At 63.2% G+C, this 21140-nt stretch carries 16 protein-coding genes and 2 tRNA genes; 13 read left to right on the plus strand and 5 right to left on the minus strand.

Annotated elements, in window-relative coordinates; genetic code table 11:
- The 5 genes from QYH69_RS24790 to QYH69_RS24810 all read left to right on the plus strand — a co-directional run bounded on the left by QYH69_RS24790 (position 1) and on the right by QYH69_RS24810 (position 5901).
- Complete coding sequence (locus QYH69_RS24790; RefSeq protein WP_308834372.1) at positions 1-972, plus strand: acetyl-CoA carboxylase carboxyltransferase subunit alpha; 972 nt, start codon at positions 1-3, stop codon at positions 970-972.
- A gap of 327 nt (positions 973-1299) precedes the next feature.
- On the plus strand, positions 1300-2844 hold the full coding sequence (tilS, locus tag QYH69_RS24795; RefSeq protein WP_308834373.1) for a tRNA lysidine(34) synthetase TilS: 1545 nt from the start codon (positions 1300-1302) through the stop codon (positions 2842-2844).
- Between the two features lie 625 nt (positions 2845-3469).
- Positions 3470-4720, plus strand: coding sequence for an aspartate kinase (locus QYH69_RS24800; protein ID WP_308834374.1), 1251 nt, complete (start codon positions 3470-3472; stop codon positions 4718-4720).
- A gap of 240 nt (positions 4721-4960) precedes the next feature.
- A tRNA-Ser gene (locus QYH69_RS24805) sits at positions 4961-5054 on the plus strand.
- Positions 5055-5562: 508 nt separating this feature from the next.
- Positions 5563-5901, plus strand: coding sequence for a hypothetical protein (locus QYH69_RS24810; protein ID WP_308834375.1), 339 nt, complete (start codon positions 5563-5565; stop codon positions 5899-5901).
- A gap of 178 nt (positions 5902-6079) precedes the next feature.
- Here QYH69_RS24810 and fabI read toward each other — a convergent pair whose 3' ends face one another.
- On the minus strand, positions 6080-6874 hold the full coding sequence (fabI, locus tag QYH69_RS24815) for an enoyl-ACP reductase FabI (RefSeq protein WP_308834376.1): 795 nt from the start codon (positions 6872-6874) through the stop codon (positions 6080-6082).
- Positions 6875-7094: 220 nt separating this feature from the next.
- On the opposite strand from fabI, the gene QYH69_RS24820 reads away from it, so the two are divergent.
- The 5 genes from QYH69_RS24820 to QYH69_RS24840 all read left to right on the plus strand — a co-directional run bounded on the left by QYH69_RS24820 (position 7095) and on the right by QYH69_RS24840 (position 13841).
- A complete protein-coding gene (locus QYH69_RS24820; protein ID WP_308834377.1) occupies positions 7095-9074 on the plus strand; it encodes an extracellular solute-binding protein in 1980 nt (659 codons plus the stop codon).
- A gap of 77 nt (positions 9075-9151) precedes the next feature.
- Positions 9152-10192: an ABC transporter permease subunit gene (locus QYH69_RS24825; protein WP_308834378.1), complete on the plus strand. Its 1041-nt coding sequence runs from the start codon at positions 9152-9154 to the stop codon at positions 10190-10192.
- A gap of 1 nt (position 10193) precedes the next feature.
- The gene (locus tag QYH69_RS24830; RefSeq protein WP_374992490.1) at positions 10194-11300 is read left to right on the plus strand and encodes an ABC transporter permease; all 1107 of its coding nucleotides are present in this window, start codon (positions 10194-10196) and stop codon (positions 11298-11300) included.
- Positions 11301-11308: 8 nt separating this feature from the next.
- A complete protein-coding gene (locus QYH69_RS24835; RefSeq protein ID WP_308834400.1) occupies positions 11309-12976 on the plus strand; it encodes a dipeptide ABC transporter ATP-binding protein in 1668 nt (555 codons plus the stop codon).
- A gap of 121 nt (positions 12977-13097) precedes the next feature.
- On the plus strand, positions 13098-13841 hold the full coding sequence (locus QYH69_RS24840; protein ID WP_308834379.1) for a C40 family peptidase: 744 nt from the start codon (positions 13098-13100) through the stop codon (positions 13839-13841).
- A 171-nt stretch (positions 13842-14012) separates the two neighbouring features.
- Here QYH69_RS24840 and QYH69_RS24845 read toward each other — a convergent pair whose 3' ends face one another.
- A complete protein-coding gene (locus tag QYH69_RS24845) occupies positions 14013-15023 on the minus strand; it encodes a patatin-like phospholipase family protein (RefSeq protein WP_374992491.1) in 1011 nt (336 codons plus the stop codon).
- A 126-nt stretch (positions 15024-15149) separates the two neighbouring features.
- Between QYH69_RS24845 and gltX the strand changes: the two genes are divergently transcribed.
- Positions 15150-16595: a glutamate--tRNA ligase gene (gltX, locus tag QYH69_RS24850; RefSeq protein WP_308834381.1), complete on the plus strand. Its 1446-nt coding sequence runs from the start codon at positions 15150-15152 to the stop codon at positions 16593-16595.
- Between the two features lie 75 nt (positions 16596-16670).
- Positions 16671-16746 (plus strand) — tRNA-Ala (locus QYH69_RS24855).
- A 186-nt stretch (positions 16747-16932) separates the two neighbouring features.
- Here the strand turns inward: QYH69_RS24855 and QYH69_RS24860 are convergent.
- From QYH69_RS24860 to QYH69_RS24870, 3 genes are all read right to left on the minus strand, one after another.
- Positions 16933-17496 (minus strand): cytochrome P460 family protein, encoded by a 564-nt coding sequence (locus QYH69_RS24860; protein ID WP_308834382.1) that lies wholly within the window; start codon positions 17494-17496, stop codon positions 16933-16935.
- A gap of 146 nt (positions 17497-17642) precedes the next feature.
- Entirely contained in the window at positions 17643-18518 is an 876-nt protein-coding gene (locus QYH69_RS24865; RefSeq protein ID WP_308834383.1) for a DUF1223 domain-containing protein, read from the minus strand.
- Positions 18519-18803: 285 nt separating this feature from the next.
- Positions 18804-19709 carry an NAD(P)-dependent oxidoreductase gene (locus tag QYH69_RS24870; RefSeq protein ID WP_308834384.1) on the minus strand — a complete coding sequence of 302 codons (906 nt, stop codon included), beginning with the start codon at positions 19707-19709 and terminating at the stop codon, positions 18804-18806.
- 308 nt (positions 19710-20017) lie between these two features.
- Between QYH69_RS24870 and QYH69_RS24875 the strand changes: the two genes are divergently transcribed.
- Complete coding sequence (locus QYH69_RS24875) at positions 20018-21016, plus strand: ABC transporter permease (RefSeq protein WP_374992492.1); 999 nt, start codon at positions 20018-20020, stop codon at positions 21014-21016.
- Positions 21017-21140: the final 124 nt, after the last annotated feature.

Consider the following 21140-nt stretch of genomic DNA (forward strand, 5'->3'; position numbering starts at 1 on the left):
ATGAAGACCACCTTTCTGGATTTCGAGCAGCCCATCGCCGAGCTCGAAGCGAAAATTGAAGAATTGCGCTTCGTGCAGGACGATTCGGCCGTCGATATTTCGGAAGAGATCGAGCGGCTGTCGAAGAAAAGCCAGCAGCTCACGAAGGATCTTTATGCGAATCTGTCACCGTGGCAGGTGTCGCAAATCGCACGTCATCCGCAGCGCCCGTACACGCTCGACTACGTGAACGAACTGTTCACGGACTTTCACGAACTGCATGGCGACCGTTCCTATGCGGACGATCTGTCGATTGTCGGCGGCCTCGCGCGATTCAATGGCCAGCCGTGCATGGTGATTGGTCATCAGAAAGGGCGCGATACGAAAGAGCGCGCGCTGCGCAATTTCGGCATGCCTCGCCCCGAGGGCTATCGCAAGGCCGAGCGTCTCATGCGTCTTGCCGAGAAATTCGGCCTGCCGCTGTTCACGTTTATCGACACGCCGGGTGCGTATCCCGGTATCGGCGCCGAAGAACGCGGCCAGTCGGAAGCGATCGGCCGCAACCTGTATGTGATGGCCGAGCTCAAAACGCCGATCATTTCAACGATCATCGGTGAGGGCGGCTCCGGTGGCGCGCTGGCAATCGCGGTTGGCGACAGTGTGCTGATGCTGCAATTCTCCACCTACTCGGTGATCTCGCCGGAAGGCTGCGCATCGATTCTGTGGAAGAGCGCCGCGAAAGCGCCGGAAGCGGCCGAAGCGCTCGGTTTGACCGCGCATCGTCTGAAGGCGCTTTCGCTGATTGACAAGATTGTCAATGAACCGCTCGGCGGCGCGCACCGCGATCCGAAGGGCATGGCCGCATTGCTGCGCCGCGCGCTCGCCGATTCGCTGCGCCAGTTCCAGGGCATGAGCGTGGGCGACCTGCGTCAGCGCCGTTTCGACCGGCTCATGGCGTACGGCAAATTCAAGGAAACGACGCCGGGCGCGTAAGCGCGGCGCAGCGCAGCGCTTTTGCGAGCCGATTGCGTGCTTCTCGCGAGCTGATTCGGTGCTGATTCGGTGCCGATCGGGTGCTCACTGCGAGTTCATTGTCCGTCTATCGCGCGTGTTCTTTGTGCGATGAAATGAACGGGCAATGGCGGTCGGTCCGGTCCATCATCGGCGCTACGCGAGGCAAGGCGAGGAGCGCTGGCGCCGCGGGCTTTCCACCGGTCATCGGCCGCGTGCGCATCGTGCTGCACGTATCATGAGCCTGTCGTGCAGATGCGCGCCTTACTGCACCTTTGCCGTCTGTGACTCGTATCGTGACTGCTTGTCGTGAACACTTCCTCTGATCCCGCAGCCGATCGCATCGTGCTCGATGCGATCGAGGCTGCGCTTATTCACGAGCCCGCCGATACACGCATCGCCATCGCCTACAGCGGCGGTCTCGATTCGACCGTGCTGCTCGATGCGGCGGTACGCGTGGCCGGCGCGGCGCGCTGCCTTGCGTTCCACATTCATCATGGCTTGAGCCCGGATGCCAACCGCTGGCTCGCGCACGGCGAAGAGCAGGCGGCCGCGCTCGGCGTGTCGTTCGCGGCGCGTCATGTCGAAGTGCGTCGCGACGCGGGGGCCGGTGTCGAAGCCGCGGCCCGCGAGGCGCGTTATCGCGCGCTCGACGCGTTGTGCGAGAGCGAGCATGTTCGGCGCATCTGGCTTGCGCAGCACGCGGACGATCAGGCCGAAACGGTGCTGCTGCAATTGCTGCGCGGCGCGGGTCTCGCGGGACTGGCGGCGATGGCGGCCGAATATCGGCCCGCCGGCGCGGCGGTTACACGGGTGCGGCCGTTCCTGCATCTGCTGCGCGCGCAGCTCGAAGACTATGCGCGCGGTCGCGCGCTGCGCTGGATCGACGACGAATCGAATACCGACACACGCTTTGCGCGCAACGCGCTGCGTCATCACGTGCTGCCGCAGCTTGCCGTGCACTTTCCAGGCTTTCGCGATGCGCTCGCGCGCACGGCCGCGCATGCGGGCGCCGCGCAGCGCCTCGTCGACGAACTCGCACGCAACGATATGCAAAACGTCGCGAGCGACGACGACACGCACGGGTTGTCGCGCGCCGCATTACTCGAACTCGACGACGAGCGCGCGCTGAATCTGCTGCGTTACTGGATGCGCACGCTCGGTCTGCCGGCCGCATCGACGGCGCGACTCACCGATGCGCTGCGGCAGCTGCGCGATGTGCGCGACGATCATGGCTTGCGCGTCGACCACGCGGGGCAGACGCTGCGCAGCTACCGCGGCCAGATCTACTGGGAAGCGGGCGACAGCAGCGATGCCGCCGACGAAACTGCGTTCGCCGCGCGGCCTGTCAGCGAATTGACGTGGCACGGTGAGGCGGTCTGGCGCCTGTCGGCGTGGCGCGGCACGTTTGTGTTTGCGCAGGAGGCGGGCGGTGACCCGGCAGACCCGGCAGCGCACGACTTGTCGGTGATTCCCGCGGCGCTGTTGCTGCACAGGCCGTTGTCCGCTCGCGCCCGCAGCGGCGGCGAGCGTATGCGCTGCGACGCGCATGGCCCGAGCCGCACGCTGAAGAATCTGTTTCAGGAGCGGGGCGTGCCGTCGTGGAAGCGCGATGTGCCGCTGCTCTATGTGGGCGATATGTTGCTGTACGTGCCGCTGCTCGGCGTGAACCTCGCAGCGCTGGATGCGTGGTATGCCGACGATGCGAGCCGCGCGGACCATGCAAAAGACCCGCAAAAGCCGCAAGACACGCAACACGCACCGCGCGCGAGCGAGGAGGGTGCTGCCGCTGCCGCGCCGTTTGCCGATCGCTGCATCCGGATTGACTGGCGCGAAGATCTGCTGATCGCCTGATCCGCGTGGCACGCTCGTGCCGACGAACCAGCCACCGAAAGGGCTGACAAACCAGTCGATATCCGCCGATAAACCCTTTCCCCACAAGCCTTTGCGGCGCATTTGACTTGTCAAGTCGCGTCGCTTCAGGTAGGGTAGCTTGTTTGTCCGACCTGCTTTACACGCGTTTTCCGGCGCTTGGGGTCGATTCACGGTCAGCGCAAAGTCCCGAAGTCAGGTCGGATTCGAGCCCAGATTCAAGGTCAGATTCATGCCTGGATTCAGGGGCGATCCCACGGTCGATCAAGATCGATTGAGGTCGAGCAGCGAGCGGCGCATCGTCCGCGCGCGAGCCGCCGCACTACCGCCGCCACGGGTCCTACAGGGCACGTATTCGGAGCAGGGTGCGGAGCGGGATTGCGATGGCCGGACCGGTTTCGTTCCGCGTCCTGTTGAAGAGCAAAATCGGAAGGGCAAATTCGAAGGGCAAATCGCGCGTCACGCGCACGCTAACTTCGCGCCGCACACCTCGCCGTCGTTCCAGAACGTTGTGCTTCCAGCTGTGCGGCGCGTCCTCGACGTGCGGGCGCGGCGCGCATCGAGCGTCTGAAGCATTTCCAGCTTTTCCTACGGTTTAAAAACGACAATGGCACTCATCGTACACAAATACGGCGGCACCTCGATGGGCTCGGTCGAGCGCATCAAGAACGTCGCGAAGCGCGTCGCGAAATGGCACAAGGCCGGCCACCGGATGGTCGTCGTGCCGTCCGCGATGTCCGGCGAAACGAACCGCCTCATCGGTCTCGCGAAAGAAATCTCCGGTCAGCCGAGCCCGCGCGAACTCGACATGATCGCGTCGACGGGCGAGCAGGTCAGCGTCGGTTTGCTGTCGATCGCACTGCATGACGCGGGCGTCGACGCCGTCAGCTACACGGGCTGGCAAGTGCCCGTCAAGACCGACAGCGCATTCACGAAAGCGCGCATCAACGACATCGACGGCGAACGTGTGTTGCGCGACCTCGATGCGGGCAAGGTGGTCGTGATTACCGGCTTTCAGGGTATCGATCCCGAAGGCCACATCACGACGCTCGGCCGCGGCGGTTCGGATACGTCGGCCGTCGCGGTGGCCGCGGCGCTCAAGGCGGACGAGTGCCTGATCTATACCGACGTCGACGGTGTCTACACGACGGACCCGCGCGTCGTCGAAGAGGCGCGCCGGCTCGATCGCGTGACCTTCGAGGAGATGCTGGAAATGGCGAGCCTCGGCTCGAAGGTCCTGCAGATCCGCTCGGTGGAATTCGCGGGCAAATATCAGGTGAAGACGCGCGTGCTGTCGAGCCTGACCGATCCGCTGATGCCGCTCGAAAGCGAAATGTCCTCGGGCACCCTGATTACTTTTGAAGAAGACGAGACCATGGAAAAAGCAGTCATCTCCGGCATTGCGTTTCAGCGGGACGAAGCCCGTATCGCCGTGATGGGTGTGCCCGACAAGCCGGGCATCGCGTATCAGATTCTCGGTCCGATCGCCGAGGCGAACATCGACGTCGACATGATCATCCAGAACCAGAGCGTCGAGGGCAAGACGGCATTCACGTTCACGGTCGGCCGTGGCGACTATCAGCGCGCGATGGACATCCTCACGAATCAGGTGAAGGGTCATATCTCGGCCGAGCAGGTGCTCGGCGATCCGAAGGTGTCGAAGGTGTCGGTGGTCGGCGTCGGCATGCGCTCGCATGTGGGCATCGCGAGCAAGATGTTCCGCACGCTGTCGGAAGAAGGCATCAACATCCAGATGATTTCGACGTCCGAAATCAAGATCTCGGTGCTGATCGACGAGAAGTACATGGAGCTCGCCGTGCGTGCGCTGCATAGGGCGTTCGAACTCGATCAGGCCTGATCGTTCGATCGTGCGCTGCCGATTCGGCACGGTTGCGCCGGGCTGCGTCGCTGGGTTGCGTCGCCAGGTTGTCGAGGCCGGTTTCGTGGCTCTGTGGCAACTCGCGCAGCCGCGCCACGGCGATGACAGCGCGGTGACATCGCTGGCATAAAAATCGTGCCGGGGAAATTGACCTGTCTTCCTGAACCCGCTATTATCTTGGCTTCGTCGCGCTGCCTCCCTGGCGCGAGCGAAGGTTTGGGAGACGTGGCCGAGAGGTCGAAGGCACTCCCCTGCTAAGGGAGCATCTGGGCCAAAACCTGGATCGAGGGTTCGAATCCCTCCGTCTCCGCCAGTACTTCAGTATATGGCGGTGAAACCCCGTAAGTTTTCGGACTTACGGGGTTTTGTTTTGTGGGCGTCCCGTTTCATCCGCCAATGTGAAGGTCTGCGCGGCGCCAAATTCAGGAATGAAATTACCTGGGATAACCAGGCGATAGCGCGAGAACCCGCGAAAGGGCGGATCGGACCGAGGCGCGGGTGTCCGCGCAGCATCGCGATCGACGCAGCCGACTTCGACGCGCAACCCGCATGACAGACATCGCGAGCATCTGCGCATCGTGCACCGTCAAGTTTTTCACCGTGGTGCCGATAAGACACGCAACGTCGACACGCGACGCTTGCGGAGCCCCGTTGCGTCAAGGAACGCTATCGCGTGTAACTGAGCGTTACAGGCGGGGGTAGGACGCGATTTTGTGCATCAGTTATTACAAAGTTGAAATATGCTGGCCGCCTGCGTTTGTTATATTGAGATGCAGGTAGTCGACAACACGAACACACATACTCGCAAAATAGGTGAACACATGAAGACCACGCGTCTTGTTACGTTACTGGTCGGGGCGCTCGCGATCGGCGCGTCGAGTGCCGCGATGGCTGGAGGAGTGCATGTCGGTATCAACCTCGGCATCCCCGCACCGGTCTATGCCCCGGCTCCGGTGTACGCAGCTCCGCCGCCCCCGCCGCCGGTCGTGTATGCCCCGGCTCCGGTGTATGCAGCGCCGCCGGCGATCGTCATCGGCTGGCATGGCGACCGTTACTGGGACGGTCGCCGCTACTGGGGCCGCGACGAGTGGTATCGCCATCATGGCGGATACCATGGTGGTTATCACGGCGGTGGTCACGGCCACGGTCGCTGGCACTGAGCCCGGCGTGCGCAGTTCGACATTGCGCACCGCGAACACGAGTCGACTAGCAAAAAACCGCCCTTGAAGGGCGGTTTTTTTTATATCGGTTGCGGATACAACGAGCTGTGCAGCGCCCCGGTCACGCAGTGCGCTTTAACGCAGCGCCGCGGGTCAGCCGAATGCAACCTGGCTAACGTTACTCAGCCGCGGCTGCCGCCATCCCGCCGACCACCGCATTGAAGCCGCTGTCGACATGCACGATCTCCGCTGTCACGCCGGCCGCGAGATCCGACAGCAGGAATGCCGCCGTATTGCCGACCTGTTCGATCGTTACGTTGCGCTTGAGCGGCGCATTGTCTTCGACGAAATCGAGAATCTTGCCGAAGCCCTTGATGCCGCTTGCCGCGAGCGTCTTGATCGGACCCGCTGAAATACCGTTGACGCGCACGCCCTTGTTGCCGAGCGACACGGCGAGATATCGGACGCTCGCCTCGAGCGATGCCTTTGCGAGGCCCATCGTGTTGTAGTTCGGAATCGCGCGCTCGGAGCCGAGGTAGGTCAGCGTGAGCAGCGCCGCATCGTTCGACAGCATCGGCTGCGCGGCTTTCGCGAGTGCCGCGAAGCTATAGGCGGAAATATCGTGCGCGATGCGGAAGTTTTCGCGCGTCATGCCGTCGAGGAAGTCGCCCGCGATGGCTTCGCGCGGCGCAAAGCCGATCGAGTGCACGAGGCCGTCGAGGCTATTCCAGTGTTGCCCGAGCGAGGCAAAGAACGCATCGATCTGCGCATCGTCGCCGACGTCGCACGGGAAGACGAGGTTGCTGCCGAACTCGGTGGCGAACTCGGTAATGCGATCCTTGAAGCGATCGCCGACATACGTGAACGCGAGTTCGGCGCCTTCGCGCTTGCAAGCCTGCGCGATGCCGTAAGCGATGGAACGATTCGACAGCAAGCCGGTCAGCAGGATACGTTTACCAGCGAGGAAGCCCATGGATTCTCCTAATGAGGTCGGTGCACCGCATGCCCAGTCGGGTGGGCGCGCGCGGATTTTGAGTAGAATTCTCTCACATTGCAACAGGCCGGCCTTTGCAATCCGCCAGATCGGCGCTTGATCCAGGCTTGATTCACACGGGATACGGCGCCGGTACCGCGCGGGCACCGAGCCCGGTACCGCGCTTTGCACGTCCAGCACTTTCTTCGAACAAGGCACCATGACGCTCGACTCACGATGGCTTGAACCCGTTCGCGCGCCGGTGCGCATCGTGTTGCGTTTGCTGTTCGAGGAGAAGGGCATTGCGCGGTTTACGAAACAGCAGGGCGCATTGCTGTTGTTCGCTTTGCTTCTCTTCACCCCATCGGCATTCGCGGCCTACGCGATCGCGCAATACGGCCAGCCGAAATACCCGCCGGACTTCAAACACTTCGATTATGTGAACCCCGATGCGCCGAAAGGCGGCACGCTGGTGCTCGCGAATCCGGGCCGGCAGACGAGCTTCGACAAGTTCAATCCGTTCACGCTGCGCGGCAATGCGGCGCCCGGCATCGACGTGCTGTTCGAGAGCCTGACCACGGGCAGTTCCGACGAAGTCGCCTCCGCCTACGGCCTGCTTGCTGACGACATCGCCGTCGCGCCCGATGGGCTGTCGACCACGTTCCACATCAATCCTCACGCGCACTTTTCGAATGGCGACCCGGTGACCGCCGACGATGTGAAGTACTCGTTCGATACGTTGAAGAGCCCCAAAGCGGCGCCGCAATACGCCGCGTATTTCGCCGAAATCGCGCGTGCGGTGGTGCTCGACCCGGCCACGATCCGCTTCGAGTTCAAGCAGCGCGACCGCGAACTGCCGCTTCTGGCGGGCAGCATGCCGGTGTTTTCGCGCAAGTGGGGTGTGAGGCCCGACGGCAGCCGAGTGGCGTTCGATCAGCTCGCCTTCGAAAAGCCGATCGGCAGCGGGCCATATCTGATCGAGCAGTACGACAATGGCCGCAACATCACCTACAAACGCGATCCGAACTACTGGGGCGCGAAGTTGCCGGTGCGCGTCGGCATGTTCAATTTCGATCGCATCCAGTACAAGCTGTACGGCGACCCGACCGCGCGGCTCGAAGCGTTCAAGGCCGGCGAGTACGATGCGCTCGTCGAATACGTCGCGCGCAGCTGGGTACGGCGTGACGTCGGCAAGAAGTTCTACGACGGCGAACTGATCAAGCGCGAGTTTGTGCAGCACAACGGCACCGGCATGCAGGGTTTTATCCTGAACCAGCGGCGAGCGCTCTTTCAGGACGTGCGCGTGCGCGAGGCACTCGATCTCGCACTCGACTTCCAGTGGCTCAACCGGCAACTGTTCTACAACCAGTACAAGCGCATCGACAGCTTTTTCGTCAACACCGACTGGCAGGCCAAAGGATTGCCGTCGCCAGGCGAGCTGAAGCTGCTCGACCCGTACCGCGCGCAACTCGAGCCTTCGGTATTCGGTTTGCCGCCCGTGCAACCCGATACCGATCCGCCCGGTTCGCTGCGTGCCAATCTGCTGAAGGCGCGCGAGCTGCTCGCGCAAGCGGGCTGGACCTACCGCGACGGCGCATTGCGCAATGCGAAGGGCGAGCCGTTCGAATTCGAGATTCTCGACGACTCCGGTTCCGCGCAGAGTTTCGAACCCGTCATTGCACCGTATGTCCGTAACCTGCAAAAGCTCGGCATCAACGTGCGCATGCGTGTGGCGGACTTCGCCGTTTATCAGAAGCGCCTCGACGCATTCGACTTCGACGTGACGACACTGCGTTATCCCGATACGCAGGTGCCCGGCTCCGATATGGTCGACCGCTTCGGCAGCAAGGCCGCCATGGAGCCCGGCTCGGGCAACCTGATAGGCCTCAGGTCGCCGGCCGTCGATGCGATTCTGCGCGCGCTCGTCGGCGCGCAGACGCTCGAGCAACTGAGCGACGCGACGCACGCGCTCGACCGCGTGCTCATGCATGGTTACTATGTCGTGCCGCAGTGGTATAGCGCGACCCATCGTGTTGCGTTCAAGCGCGGGCTCGCGTGGCCGAAAACCTTGCCGCTGTACTATTCGGCGGAAGGCTGGATCGTGTCGATGTGGTGGTTCGCGCCGCCGCAAGCGGCGCAACGGCCCGTGCAGCAAGCGGTGGAACAAGCGGTGGAACAAGCGGCGCAAGCCTCGCACTAACGCAGCGCGACGCCTGTCTTTCGCCACAGCGTCGCAACGTCTTTCGATCGACTGCCTTACCACACCGGATCGCCGCCATGTGGAGCTACATCCTCAAACGTCTGTTGCTGATGATCCCGACACTGATCGGCGTGCTAACTGTTACGTTTATCGTGATCCAGTTCGTGCCGGGCGGCCCGGTCGAACAGGCCGTGCACGAACTGCGCCGCAGCAGCGCGGAAGGCGGCACGCCGTTCGGGCTGCGCGCGCATAGCGGTGTCGACGCGCAGCAGATTGCGCAACTGAAGGCGCTGTACGGTTTCGACAAACCGCCGCTCGAGCGATACTGGCTCATGCTCAAGCGCTTCTCGCGTTTCGATCTCGGGCAAAGCTATTTCCGCCATCAGAGCGTGTGGTCGCTGATCGTGCAGAAGCTGCCCGTGTCGATCAGCATCGGCCTCTGGACGTTCTTTCTGACCTATCTGATATCGATCCCGCTCGGCATCGCCAAGGCTGTGCGCAACGGCTCGCATTTCGACGTCGCGACGAGCTTTATCGTGCTGATCGGTTACGCGATCCCGGGTTTCGTGCTCGGCGTGCTGCTGCTCGTGCTGTTCGGCGGCGGCAGCTTTCTGCAACTGTTTCCATTGCGCAATCTGACCTCGGACAACTGGGACCAGTTGAGCCTCGTCGGCAAAGTGCTCGACTATCTGTGGCATATCACGCTGCCGATCGTCGCTTCGGTGGTCGGCAGTTTCGCCGTCGTCACGATGCTCACGAAAAACTCGTTTCTCGACGAAATCCGCAAGCAGTATGTGCTGACCGCGCGCGCGAAGGGCTTGTCCGAGCGCCGCGTGCTGTGGAAGCACGTGTTTCGCAATGCGCTGCTGCCGCTGATCGTCGGTTTCCCGGCGGCGTTTATCGGCGCGTTCTTTACCGGCAGTCTGCTGATCGAAACGCTGTTCTCGCTCGACGGGCTCGGCCTGCTCTCGTACGAATCGGTAACGAGGCGCGACTATCCGGTCGTGCTCGGCACGCTGTACCTGTTCACCCTGATCGGTCTCGTCACGAAGCTGATTTCAGATCTCTGCTACGTGTGGGTCGACCCGCGCATTCAATTCGAACAACTGGAGCGCTGACTTGAACCGCGTCCGTACCGATGCCGAACCGATTTCGCGCGACACGCCGGTGCGCGCATTCGTCTCGCCGACGCCCGCGCGCCGTGTGTGGGCGCGCTTCAGGAAGCAGCGGCTCGGTTACTGGAGTCTCGTCGTCTTTATCGTCGCGTTTGCGGCGAGCCTCGCGGCGCCGCTGTGGTGTAACGACAAGCCGCTCGTGGTCCGCTACGACGGCCACCTGTATTTCCCGCTTTTCGAGACGTATCCGGAAACCACGTTCGGCGGCGACTTTCCGACGCCCGCCGATTATCTCGACCCGTACATCCGGCACCGCTTCGAGCTGAACGGCAACTTCGCGGTCTATCCGCCGAATCCGTACTACTACGACACGCTGAACTATTTCTCAAAGGTGCCGAACCCGGCGCCGCCGTCGCGCGCCAACTGGCTCGGCACCGACGCGCAGGGCCGCGATCTGGTCGCGAGGCTCGTGTACGGCTTTCGCGTGTCGGTCGAGTTCGCGCTCGTGCTGACGCTGATCGGCACCGTGCTCGGCGTGCTGGCGGGCGCCGTGCAGGGTTTTTTCGGCGGCAGGACCGATATTGTCGGCCAGCGGCTGATCGAAATCTGGAGCGCGCTGCCGGAACTGTACTTGCTGATCATTTTCGCGTCGATCTTCGAGCCGGGTTTTGTTCTGCTGATCGTGTTGCTGTCGCTGTTCGGCTGGATCGGTCTGTCCGATTACGTGCGCGCGGAGTTTCTGCGCAATCGCCAGCAGGACTATGTGCGCGCCGCGCGTGCGATGGGGCTGTCGAACTGGCAGATTATCTGGCGCCATGTACTGCCCAACAGCCTGACGCCCGTCATCACGTTCCTGCCGTTCCGCATGAGCGGTGCGATCCTCGCGCTGACGAGCCTCGATTTTCTTGGCCTCGGCGTTCCGCCGCCGACGCCGAGTCTCGGCGAACTGCTGTCGCAGGGCAAGGCGAACCTCGACGCATGGTGGATCTCGATGTCGACGTTCTGCGTGCTCGTCGTCACGCTGATGCTTCTGACGTTCATGGGCGACGCGCTGCGCAATGCGCTCGATACGCGTCTCTCCGATGCGATGCGCGCCGGAGGCAACCAGTGAGCGACGCGATGCGAAACCCGCGCGAGCCGCTTGAGCGCGATGAGCGGCATGAACGGCATGAGACCGACGCGCCGCTGCTGCAAATCGAACACCTGAACGTGCGCTTCGGCGATACCGTCGCGGTCAGCGACGTCTCGCTGTCGATCGCGCGCGGCGAACGCGTCGCGCTGGTCGGCGAATCGGGTTCGGGCAAAACCGTGACGGCGCTGTCCATCCTGCGTTTGCTGCAGGATGCGCAGACGAGCGGTGCGATCCGCTTCGATGGCGAAGACCTGCTCGCGAAAAGCGAACGCGCGATGCGCGGCCTGCGCGGCTCCGACATCGCGATGATCTTCCAGGAACCGATGACGGCGTTAAACCCGCTCTATTCGGTCGGCGAGCAGATCGCGGAAACCATCGTGCTGCACGATGGCGTGTCGGCCGCCGAGGCGCGCAAGCGCGCGGTCGAACTGCTCGGGCGCACCGGCATTGACGAGCCCGGCAAGCGCGTCAACAGCTACCCGCATCAGTTGTCGGGCGGGCAGCGGCAGCGCGCGATGATCGCCATGGCGCTCGCATGCCGACCGCGCCTGTTGCTTGCCGACGAACCGACCACCGCGCTCGACGTGACGATCCGCGCGCAGATCGTCGAACTGCTGCTCGAACTGCAGCGCGAGGAAGCGCAAAAGCGCGGGATGGCCGTGCTGCTGATCACGCACGATCTGAACCTCGTGCGCCATTTCGCGCAACGCATCGCGGTGATGGAGAAGGGTGTGCTGGTCGAAAGCGGGCCCGTCGCGCAGGTGTTCGGCTCGCCGCAGCACCCGTATACGCAGCGGCTGCTCGAAAGCCGCCCGCAGCGCACGGTGGTGCCGGTGCTGCCGATCGCGCCGGTGCTGCTCGATGCGCGCGAGGTGTCGGTCGACTTCAGGACGAAGCTGCCGGGCATGGCCGGCTGGTTCCGCTCGGGCCGCTTTCGCGCGGTCGACGACGCGACGATCACGGTGCGCCAGGGCGAGACGCTCGGCATCGTCGGCGAATCGGGCTCGGGCAAGTCGACGCTCGCGATGGCGCTGCTCGGCCTGCAGCGCGTCACGCGCGGCGCGATCGAGTTTCAGGGCAGAGCGCTCGCGAGCTACCGCGGTCGCGAAAAGACCGCGCTGCGCTCGAACCTGCAGGTCGTGTTTCAGGACCCGTTCAGCTCGCTGTCGCCGCGCTACACGATCGAGCGGATCGTCGGCGAAGGGTTGGCGCTGCATCAGCCGCAGCTCGACGCGGCGTCGCGCCGCGAGAAGGTCGTGTCGGTGCTGCGCGAGGTCGGCATCGACCGCACCGCGCTGTACCGGTATCCGCACGAGTTTTCGGGCGGTCAGCGGCAGCGCATCGCGATCGCGCGGGCGCTCGTGGTCGAGCCGCGCATTCTGATCCTCGACGAACCGACGAGCGCGCTCGACGTGTCGATCCAGCAGCAGGTATTGAAGCTTCTGGCGGGTTTGCAGAAGAAATATAACCTCGGCTTTATATTCATCAGTCACGATCTGGCCGTGATCGGCGCGATGGCGCATCGCGTCGCGGTCATGAAAAACGGATCGATAGTCGAGAGCGGCGACGTTGAGAAAATTTTTGCGTCGCCATCGCACCCTTACACCCGAAAGCTGCTGAACGCGGCGTCTGGTGGTGAAAATTCACTGTTGTAACCAATTGTATGTCTTTCTCAATTGTTTTTTTCTATTCCTTTTGACACTCGAATACTTACTGGCTAGTATCGACCAAACTTTTTTCCTAGTTCTCTGATTTTTAGGCAAAAACTACCGACCAATGCAGCACCGATCTCTACCCCAGGCTTGTACGCGCGTCGTCGCCGGGATGTTCATTGGCGTACTGATGGTGGCAGCTTCCGGCACGTTTGCCGACGAAGTAAGCAGCTTTAACCAGAATGCCGCATTTTCGACGCCCACCAGTTTCTCGGGCGCCGGATCGAATTTCCTGATTCCCTCCGTTCCTTCCAGCAGTTCGCCGAGCAACGCGCCGGCCGCATCGGCTTCGTCGTCCTCGTCTGCTTCGTCTGACGCGTCGTCGAGTACGAGCGGTGCACGCTCGTTCCTGTCGGGCGTCGCCGGCAAGGCTGGCGACGTCGTCGTGGGCGCGTTGAACCTGATCGGCGTGCGCTACCGCTGGGGTGGCTCTTCGCCGGATTCCGGGCTCGATTGCAGCGGTTTCGTGCGCTACGTGTTCCAGGACACGCTCGGTCTCGCGCTGCCGCGCCGCGCCGAGGAAATGAGCCGCGTCGGCGAAAAGGTTCGCGTGACCGATCTGAAGCCGGGCGATCTCGTGTTCTTCAATACGATGCGCCGCACGTTCTCGCACGTGGGCATCTATATCGGCGACAACAAGTTCGTGCACTCGCCGTCGACGGGCAGCACGATCCGCGTCGACGACATGGACGACGCGTATTGGGAAAAGCGCTTTACCGGCGCGCGCCGCGTCGAGACGTCGTTCTCACCCGACCAGCAGCAGGATTTTCGTCAGCGCGTGAGCGCGACGATCGGCGGCAGCAACTAATTGCGGTATGACGGCTGTCGGTGCTCCGGCGGCCGTGGTTGGAATGGCCGTCCGAATGACGAAAGGCCCGCTTGACCGGAATCGACCGGCAGCGGGCCTTTCGATTTGATGCGGCGTTTATTCGAAACACATCCCTTGGCGGCGCTCATGACCCTCGCGCCTCTGGCCGTCTCATACCGCCACGCGGCTCGCCGCAAGCTTGCGCTGTAGTTCCGGCATGATCTTCGCGACCGCTTCCTCGCCGGCGAGAATCGCCGCATTGCGCTGCCCGAAGTCGCTGCTGCTCATCGCCGCCAGATTCGGGCGAATCACGATATCGGCGTACTTGTCGAGCTCGTAGGCCTTGATGGTCTGGCCCATGATCGTGAAAGTCTGCATCAGCACGTCGAACGAACTGTCCGTCAGGCCTGTTTCGGGGCGTGCGGAGATATCGACCGCGATCACGAAGTCCGCGCCCATCTTGCGCGCGAACGACGCCGGCACGGGGCTTACGAGGCCGCCGTCGACGTACTCGTGCACGCCGATCTTCACCGGCTCGAACAGCGACGGCACGCTGCACGATGCGCGCACCGCAACGCCGGTATTGCCGCGCTGAAACAGGATGGGCTGGCCGGTTTTCAGATCGGTCGCGACGACACCGAGCGGCTTCGCCATCTTTTCGATCGGCCGGTTATCGAGCGTCGTGTTCAGGTAGTTCTGCAGCGCGACGCCTTGCAGAAAGCCGCGCGTGCGAAACGGCATGGCCCAGTCGCTGAGCGACGCTTCATCCATTTTCAACGCGAGGCGATTGAGCGCGAAGCCGTTCATTCCCGACGCGTATAGCGCGCCGACCACCGAGCCCGCGCTCGTGCCGCATACGAGATCGACCTCGACGTTGCGCGCTTCGAGCGCCTTGATCACGCCGATATGCGCAAAGCCGCGCGCCGCGCCGCCGCCGAGCGCGAGCCCGACGCGCAGCGGCCGTGGCCTGACGACGGGCGGCGGCGCGACCGGTGACGGATTCGCCGCGGTGCTGTCGGACGGTTTGACGGGTTCGGGTTGCTTGCTGCCGGGCAGCGCGCAGGCGCTCAGGACGGCCGAAGCCGCCGCCAGCGAAAAGTGGCGGCGCGAAAGACGGGGCGAGGACTGTTTCAACGAATTCTCCAGCCGCGACATGCGTGCGGGCCGCGGCGCGCACATCATAAAGCAAAGCGTTCGGCGTGCGACAGATCGGCGAGACACGTATCCAATCGTGATCGAACGGCAAAGGTATAATTCGCGTCTTCGCATTTGATTCGCCGCCCCGCGAGCTCCACCGTGACTGCCCTCATGAACACCCCCGCCGATACCGCCGCCAGTACCTCCGCCAACACGACGGTCCGCACCCGGTTCGCGCCGAGCCCGACCGGTTTCATCCACCTCGGCAATATCCGCTCCGCGTTGTATCCGTGGGCGTTTGCGCGCAAATCGAAGGGCGTGTTCATTCTGCGTATCGAAGACACGGACCTCGAACGTTCGACCGAGGCCTCGGTGGACGCAATCCTCGAAGGGATGGCGTGGCTCGACCTCGATATCGACGAGGGCCCGTTCTATCAGATGCAGCGCATGGATCGCTATCGCGAAGTGCTGCAGCAGATGGTGGAGAAGGGGCTTGCGTACCCGTGCTACATGTCGACCGAAGAGCTCGATGCGTTGCGCGAGCGGCAGCGTCTCGCGGGCCTGAAACCGCGCTACGACGGCACGTGGCGTCCCGAACCGGGCAAGGTGCTGCCCACGCCCCCCGAGGGCGTGAAGCCCGTGCTGCGCTTCCGTAATCCGCTGACGGGCACCGTCGCGTGGGACGATGCGGTGAAGGGGCGCGTCGAGATCTCGAACGAGGAACTCGACGACCTCGTGATCGCGCGTCCGGACGGCACGCCGACGTACAACTTCTGCGTGGTCGTCGACGATCTCGACATGCGCATCACGCATGTGATTCGCGGCGACGATCACGTGAACAACACGCCGCGCCAGATCAATATCCTGCGCGCGCTCGGCGGCGAAGTGCCGGTCTACGCGCACCTGCCGACCGTGCTCAACGAGCAGGGCGAAAAGATGAGCAAGCGCCACGGCGCGATGAGCGTGATGGGCTACCGCGATGCCGGCTATCTGCCGGAAGCGGTGCTCAACTATCTCGCGCGCCTCGGCTGGTCGCACGGCGACGCCGAAATCTTTTCGCGCGAGCAGTTCATCGAATGGTTCGACCTCGAGCATCTGGGCAAATCGCCGGCGCAATACGATCACGACAAGCTCAACTGGTTGAATAACCACTACATCAAGGAAGCGGACAACGCGCGCCTTGCCGACCTCGCGAAGCCGTTCTTCGCGGAACTCGGCATCGATGAAGCGACGCTAGCCAACGGCGCCGATCTTCCCGCCGTCATCGGTCTGATGAAGGACCGCGCGTCGACGGTGAAGGAAATCGCGGCCAACGCGGCGATGTTCTATCGCGAACCGAGTCCGGAACCCGAAGCGCTCGCGCAGCACGTGACCGATGCGGTGCGTCCGGCGCTGGCCGAACTCGCCGACGCGCTGCAGACCGTCGAGTGGAGCAAGGAAGCGATTGCGGCGGCAATGAAGGCCGTGCTCGCGTCGCAGAAGCTCAAGATGCCGCAGCTTGCGATGCCGGTGCGCCTGCTCGTGGCCGGCACGACGCATACACCGTCGATCGACAGCGTGCTGATGCTGTTCGGCCGCGAGACAGTGGTGAGCCGGATCGGCAAGGCGCGCGGTTGAGGCGCCGCTACTGTCGATACAAAAGGTATTTACAAAGCGGGATTTGATGTCTAAAATCTCGCTTCTGTTCTGCAAGGGGGTATAGCTCAGCTGGGAGAGCGCTTGCATGGCATGCAAGAGGTCAGCGGTTCGATCCCGCTTACCTCCACCACTACAGGTCAGCAGACAGAGTCAAAGAAGTACCGCTTCAAAAGCACGGCTTCAAAGCACATAAAGCACGGCTTTAAAACAAAACTTCGAAGCAAAACTTCAAAGCAAAACAAGCCCCGAACGAATTCGTCGGGGCTTTGTTTTTTCTATCGCCGCTTTTTTGCCGCACGTTCGTCGCGAACGACCATTACGGCGCAAGCCGCGTAAACACAAAATCGTGGTTCTTCACGCGCGCCTGATGGCAAGCGAAGCAGGTCTGGTGTTGCGCGAGATCGGCCGGCTGCCCGTCGATGAAGCGGCCGAAACCCCAGCCGCCCGAGTCCCGATAGCGCTTCGAATCCTTGACCATCACCTGTACGGTCGTCGCGGCGCCGGGTACCGAGGCCGGGCCGAACTCAGTAGAGGGCACACGCTTCCACGCGAGCTTCACGAGTATGGAGCCGTCCGGAAACGGCAGCGTGTTCTTCTCGAGCGCCTTCATCACGGTCGGATTGCCGAGCACGATGCGCAGTTCGTCGAGCGGATCGGCCTCCTCGGCCGGCGCGACGAACTGCCACTTGCGATAGCCGTGCGGAATCGTGACGCCGTAGATCGGCGACGCCGCTGCGGCAGGCGCATCGCGAGTCTCGTTTGCAGCGAACGGCGTCGTCGACGCAAGCGACAGCAGCAACGTGGCGACGAGGCCACTTCGGGAACATTTCACTCGAACTCCTTCTTTTGCTGATGTTCTGATGTTGCATAAGCTATCCATCGATGTGGATTGCCAGGTAACGGTTAAACCTGAGTCAAACCCGAGTCGCAGCGAGTCACAGCGAGTCACAGCGAGTCAAACCCAGGCGAACCGCAGGCCAGGCGAAACGCAGACGAAACGCGCGCGATGCCGCGAGGCGTCGACCTTTATCGTACCGGGCCAGCGTCTTCGGCGCGGGCCGTGCCGTTTGCGCCGCCGCCAGCGGGGCCGGCGCTATTTGCGGTCGCCGCGGTCGCACCGGCTTCATCGCAGCGAGCCAACTCGGCGACCTGCAGCACTTCGCCTGTCGACGCGCGCTCGACGAACGCGACCACGCCTTGCTTCGCCGACGGCGCAATCGCGTAGCTGCCCGTGAGCCGCGCATGGCCGCCGACGACCGGCACCGGCCCGAACCAGTTGCGCGTCACGCGATCGTGATGCAGCGTTGCGCCCGCGTTCTCGCCGCCCTTGATGTCGCTTTTCAGCCCGTCTTCGTAGACCGCGACGTATGCGAATGCGTCGCTCGGCAGCGGTGTGCGCGCATCGATACGCGCGTCGAATGCCACCATGCCCGACGCCGACGATTGCGCGCCGATGCGGATGTCGGCCGGCGCCGGCTGCGCGTCGAGCTGCTCCACGCGCGCGCCGAAGCCCGTATCGCTGGACCAGCCGCGCAGCTCCTCACCGCCGACGAACACCGCCGGCGTATAGACGATATGCGAGCCGCCCTTCGAACTCAGATACTTCTGCCGCGCGGTGAAGGCGGGTTGCGCGAAACGGTCGCGCCAGTCGGCGTTGTCCCAGTAGTCGACATGCAGCGCGAGCGGCACGACCGCGTCGCGATGCCGCGTGCGGTTCAGTTGGCTCAGCCAGTTATCGGCGGGCGGACAGCTGTTGCAGCCCTCGCTCGTATAGAGCTCGACGAGCGCGACGCGATGCGCGGGACTGGCGACGCTGCACGCGCGCCCGGGCGCGGCGTGAGCGGTGACGGCGATGCCTGAAACAAGAAGCGCGGCATGCGCGAGGCAGGTCGGTATCCGCATGACGAGATCCAGAAGCGTTGTACGTGCACGCATTGGAACGCAAACACGTATCTGGCTGATGTCCGGATTGAGGCGCGACAGCCGCGCAAATGCCGTCAAGCGGCGCTCGAGGCGTGCGTTCGCGTATCCGTATTGCGGCCGGATACATTGCGATACAAAAAAGAAGGGCGCGCTTCGTAGTAAAGCGCGCCCCGCAGGAGGGACAGTGATCTGAAACGCCGCTTACCCGTTGGGTCGGCGGGTCGGAGCGCCTGAAACGCGCCTGAAACGCGGTCGAAACACGCGTTAAGCCGAGTGCTTCTTCGCCTCGTCGCGCCAGTAATGTTGCTGCTTCCAGCCAAGCAGGCGTTTCAGCTTTTCATTGCTGAGCAGCGTTTCGAACTCGCCCAGCTTCTTTTTGACCGGCACGTCCGGATAGTAGCGTTTGATCAGTTCGGCGCTCGGCACATCGGACGACACATCGTCGGCGGCGATGTTCATGACCTCGAAGCCGAGCCCGTCCTTCTCGATGGCAAGGCGGCATGCGTTCGCGAGATCGCGCCCGTCGATGTAGCTCCACGCGATGCGCTTGCGCATGCCCGGGTCCTTGAGCCATTCCTTGTTGAACTTCGCGTAGTCCTCGGGATCGAGCACATTGCCGATACGGAAGCAATAGATGTCCGAGCCCGTGCGCGCGTGAAACGCCTTCGCGGTCACTTCGTTGATGACCTTCGAGGTCGCGTAGCTGTCCATCGGGTCGACCGGATAGTCTTCGTCGAGCGGAAAGTACTGCGGGTTGCGATGCCGGTGCGCGAACACGACGCCGTACGTCGTTTCGCTCGACGCGACGATCACCTTGCGGATGCCGAGCTTCGACGCCGCATCGAGAATGTTGTACGTGCCCATCACGTTGATGCGGAACACTTCGTTGTCGGGCGTCACCATGATGCGCGGAATCGCCGCGAAGTGGACGATCGCGTCGATCGGCTTCGGCTCGAGGTCGTCGACGAATTCCGCCGGCGCAGTGCTCGACGCGAGCGCGTTGAACACCTGGCCCGCGTCGGTGATGTCGGTGATCAGCGTGCGCGCCGTGCGCTTCGCCATCGGCACGCGGTCGAGGTTCATCACTTCGTAGCCGTGCTCGACGAGATTCTCGACGACCCACTTGCCGGCGAGGCCGCTGCCGCCGGTCACTACCACTCGCTTCGTCATGCGGTTTGCTCCTTGTAAGGATGTTGGCGGGGCCGGACCCGCGGTTCGCGTGCATTTTCGCGCGCACGTCGCGGTCCGGACCTTACCCGAAGCTTAGCGAGTTCCTGGCGAACCGGCTGTGACGGACGTCATAGTTGGCCCCGGGACAACCCCAATGGGTTTGTATGACGCCCGTCACAGTTTCCTGGCGCGGTATGCACCTAAGATCATCGCGGTGTCGAGGCCTGGAGCAGCGCTCAGAGCCGACCTCGAAGCCGACACCGAAGCGCCGAACCGCACAAGACCGAGCGACAGCGAGGAGACATCCGTTGAGAGCCATCCCGTCGAAAACCGAAGCACCCGCTGTGCCGGCGCCGCTTGCGATGCTGCGCGCGGGCCTGCGCATCCGCGAGCTCAATATTCTCGCGGTGCTGATCCTCGTCGGTGTGCTGATCAGCCTGTTCTCGCCGTATTTCCTGACGACCAACAATCTGATGGGCGTGTTCCGCTCGTTTTCGCTGACCGCGATCATGGCCGTCGGCATGATGCTCGTCATTATCACGGGCGGCATCGACCTGTCGGTCGGCTCGGTGATGGGCCTCTCGTCGCTCGTGACCGCGCTGTCGTTCCAGCATGGCCTCGGCGCCTTCGCGGCGGTCGCGGCGGGCCTGTTGACCGGCGTGATCGTCGGCGCGTTCAACGGCTTTCTCGTGACGCGTATCCAGTTGCCACCGTTCATCGCGACGCTCGGCACCCTGAGCATCGGCCGCGGCCTCATGTACATCATCACGAAAGGCGTGCCGGTCACGCCCGATGTACCCGACAGTTTCACGTATATCGGTCAGGGCTATATCGGCTTCGTGCCGTTTCCGGTCGTCGTGATGGCGGTGCTGGCCGTGTGCTTTTCGATCGTGATGCGGCGCACGCGCTTTGGCCGGCACGTCTATGCGACGGGCGGCAACGAAACGGCGGCGCTGCTGAGCGGCGTGCGCACCGCGCGCGTGAAGTTCATCGTCTATGCGCTGTCCGGCGCAATCGCGGCGCTCGCCGGCGTGATCAGCTTTTCGCGCTTCGTCTCGGCGGAACCGGCGGCCGGCTTCGGTGCGGAACTCGACGTGATCGCGGCCGCCGCGATCGGTGGCGCGAGCCTGTCGGGCGGCGCGGGCAGCGTCGAGGGCGCGATCATCGGCGCGGCGCTGGCCGGCATCATCACGAACGGCGTGGTGCTGCTCAATATCGACACCTACGCGCAGCAGACCATCACGGGCTGCGTGATCCTGATCGCCGTGAGCATCGACATCTGGAGGCTGCGCCGCAAGGGGCGATAAGCAGACGAACCGGGCGAGCTCGCGCGTACCGTGCGCCTGACAGACGAGCAAAGAGCAACTGTTGAACGACCGATGATTGACCCATGACTGACCTATAAGCGACCGACAAAATCTGGAGACGACA

It is taken from the genome of Paraburkholderia sp. SARCC-3016 (assembly GCF_031119615.1).
Lineage (GTDB): Bacteria > Pseudomonadota > Gammaproteobacteria > Burkholderiales > Burkholderiaceae > Paraburkholderia.

Excerpts from the sequence above, each read along its gene's own strand:
- QYH69_RS24835 (WP_308834400.1), top strand. The coding sequence starts at position 11,309 with ATGCGAAACCCGCGCGAGCCGCTTGAGCGCGATGAGCGGCATGAACGG.
- QYH69_RS24840 (WP_308834379.1), top strand. The coding sequence starts at position 13,098 with ATGCAGCACCGATCTCTACCCCAGGCTTGTACGCGCGTCGTCGCCGGG.
- QYH69_RS24810 (WP_308834375.1), top strand. The coding sequence starts at position 5,563 with ATGAAGACCACGCGTCTTGTTACGTTACTGGTCGGGGCGCTCGCGATC.
- QYH69_RS24820 (WP_308834377.1), top strand. The coding sequence starts at position 7,095 with ATGACGCTCGACTCACGATGGCTTGAACCCGTTCGCGCGCCGGTGCGC.
- QYH69_RS24800 (WP_308834374.1), top strand. The coding sequence starts at position 3,470 with ATGGCACTCATCGTACACAAATACGGCGGCACCTCGATGGGCTCGGTC.
- QYH69_RS24870 (WP_308834384.1), bottom strand. The coding sequence starts at position 19,709 with ATGACGAAGCGAGTGGTAGTGACCGGCGGCAGCGGCCTCGCCGGCAAG.
- fabI (WP_308834376.1), bottom strand. The coding sequence starts at position 6,874 with ATGGGCTTCCTCGCTGGTAAACGTATCCTGCTGACCGGCTTGCTGTCG.
- QYH69_RS24865 (WP_308834383.1), bottom strand. The coding sequence starts at position 18,518 with ATGCGGATACCGACCTGCCTCGCGCATGCCGCGCTTCTTGTTTCAGGC.
- QYH69_RS24860 (WP_308834382.1), bottom strand. The coding sequence starts at position 17,496 with ATGGATAGCTTATGCAACATCAGAACATCAGCAAAAGAAGGAGTTCGA.
- QYH69_RS24790 (WP_308834372.1), top strand. The coding sequence starts at position 1 with ATGAAGACCACCTTTCTGGATTTCGAGCAGCCCATCGCCGAGCTCGAA.
- gltX (WP_308834381.1), top strand. The coding sequence starts at position 15,150 with ATGAACACCCCCGCCGATACCGCCGCCAGTACCTCCGCCAACACGACG.
- QYH69_RS24825 (WP_308834378.1), top strand. The coding sequence starts at position 9,152 with ATGTGGAGCTACATCCTCAAACGTCTGTTGCTGATGATCCCGACACTG.
- QYH69_RS24845 (WP_374992491.1), bottom strand. The coding sequence starts at position 15,023 with ATGATGTGCGCGCCGCGGCCCGCACGCATGTCGCGGCTGGAGAATTCG.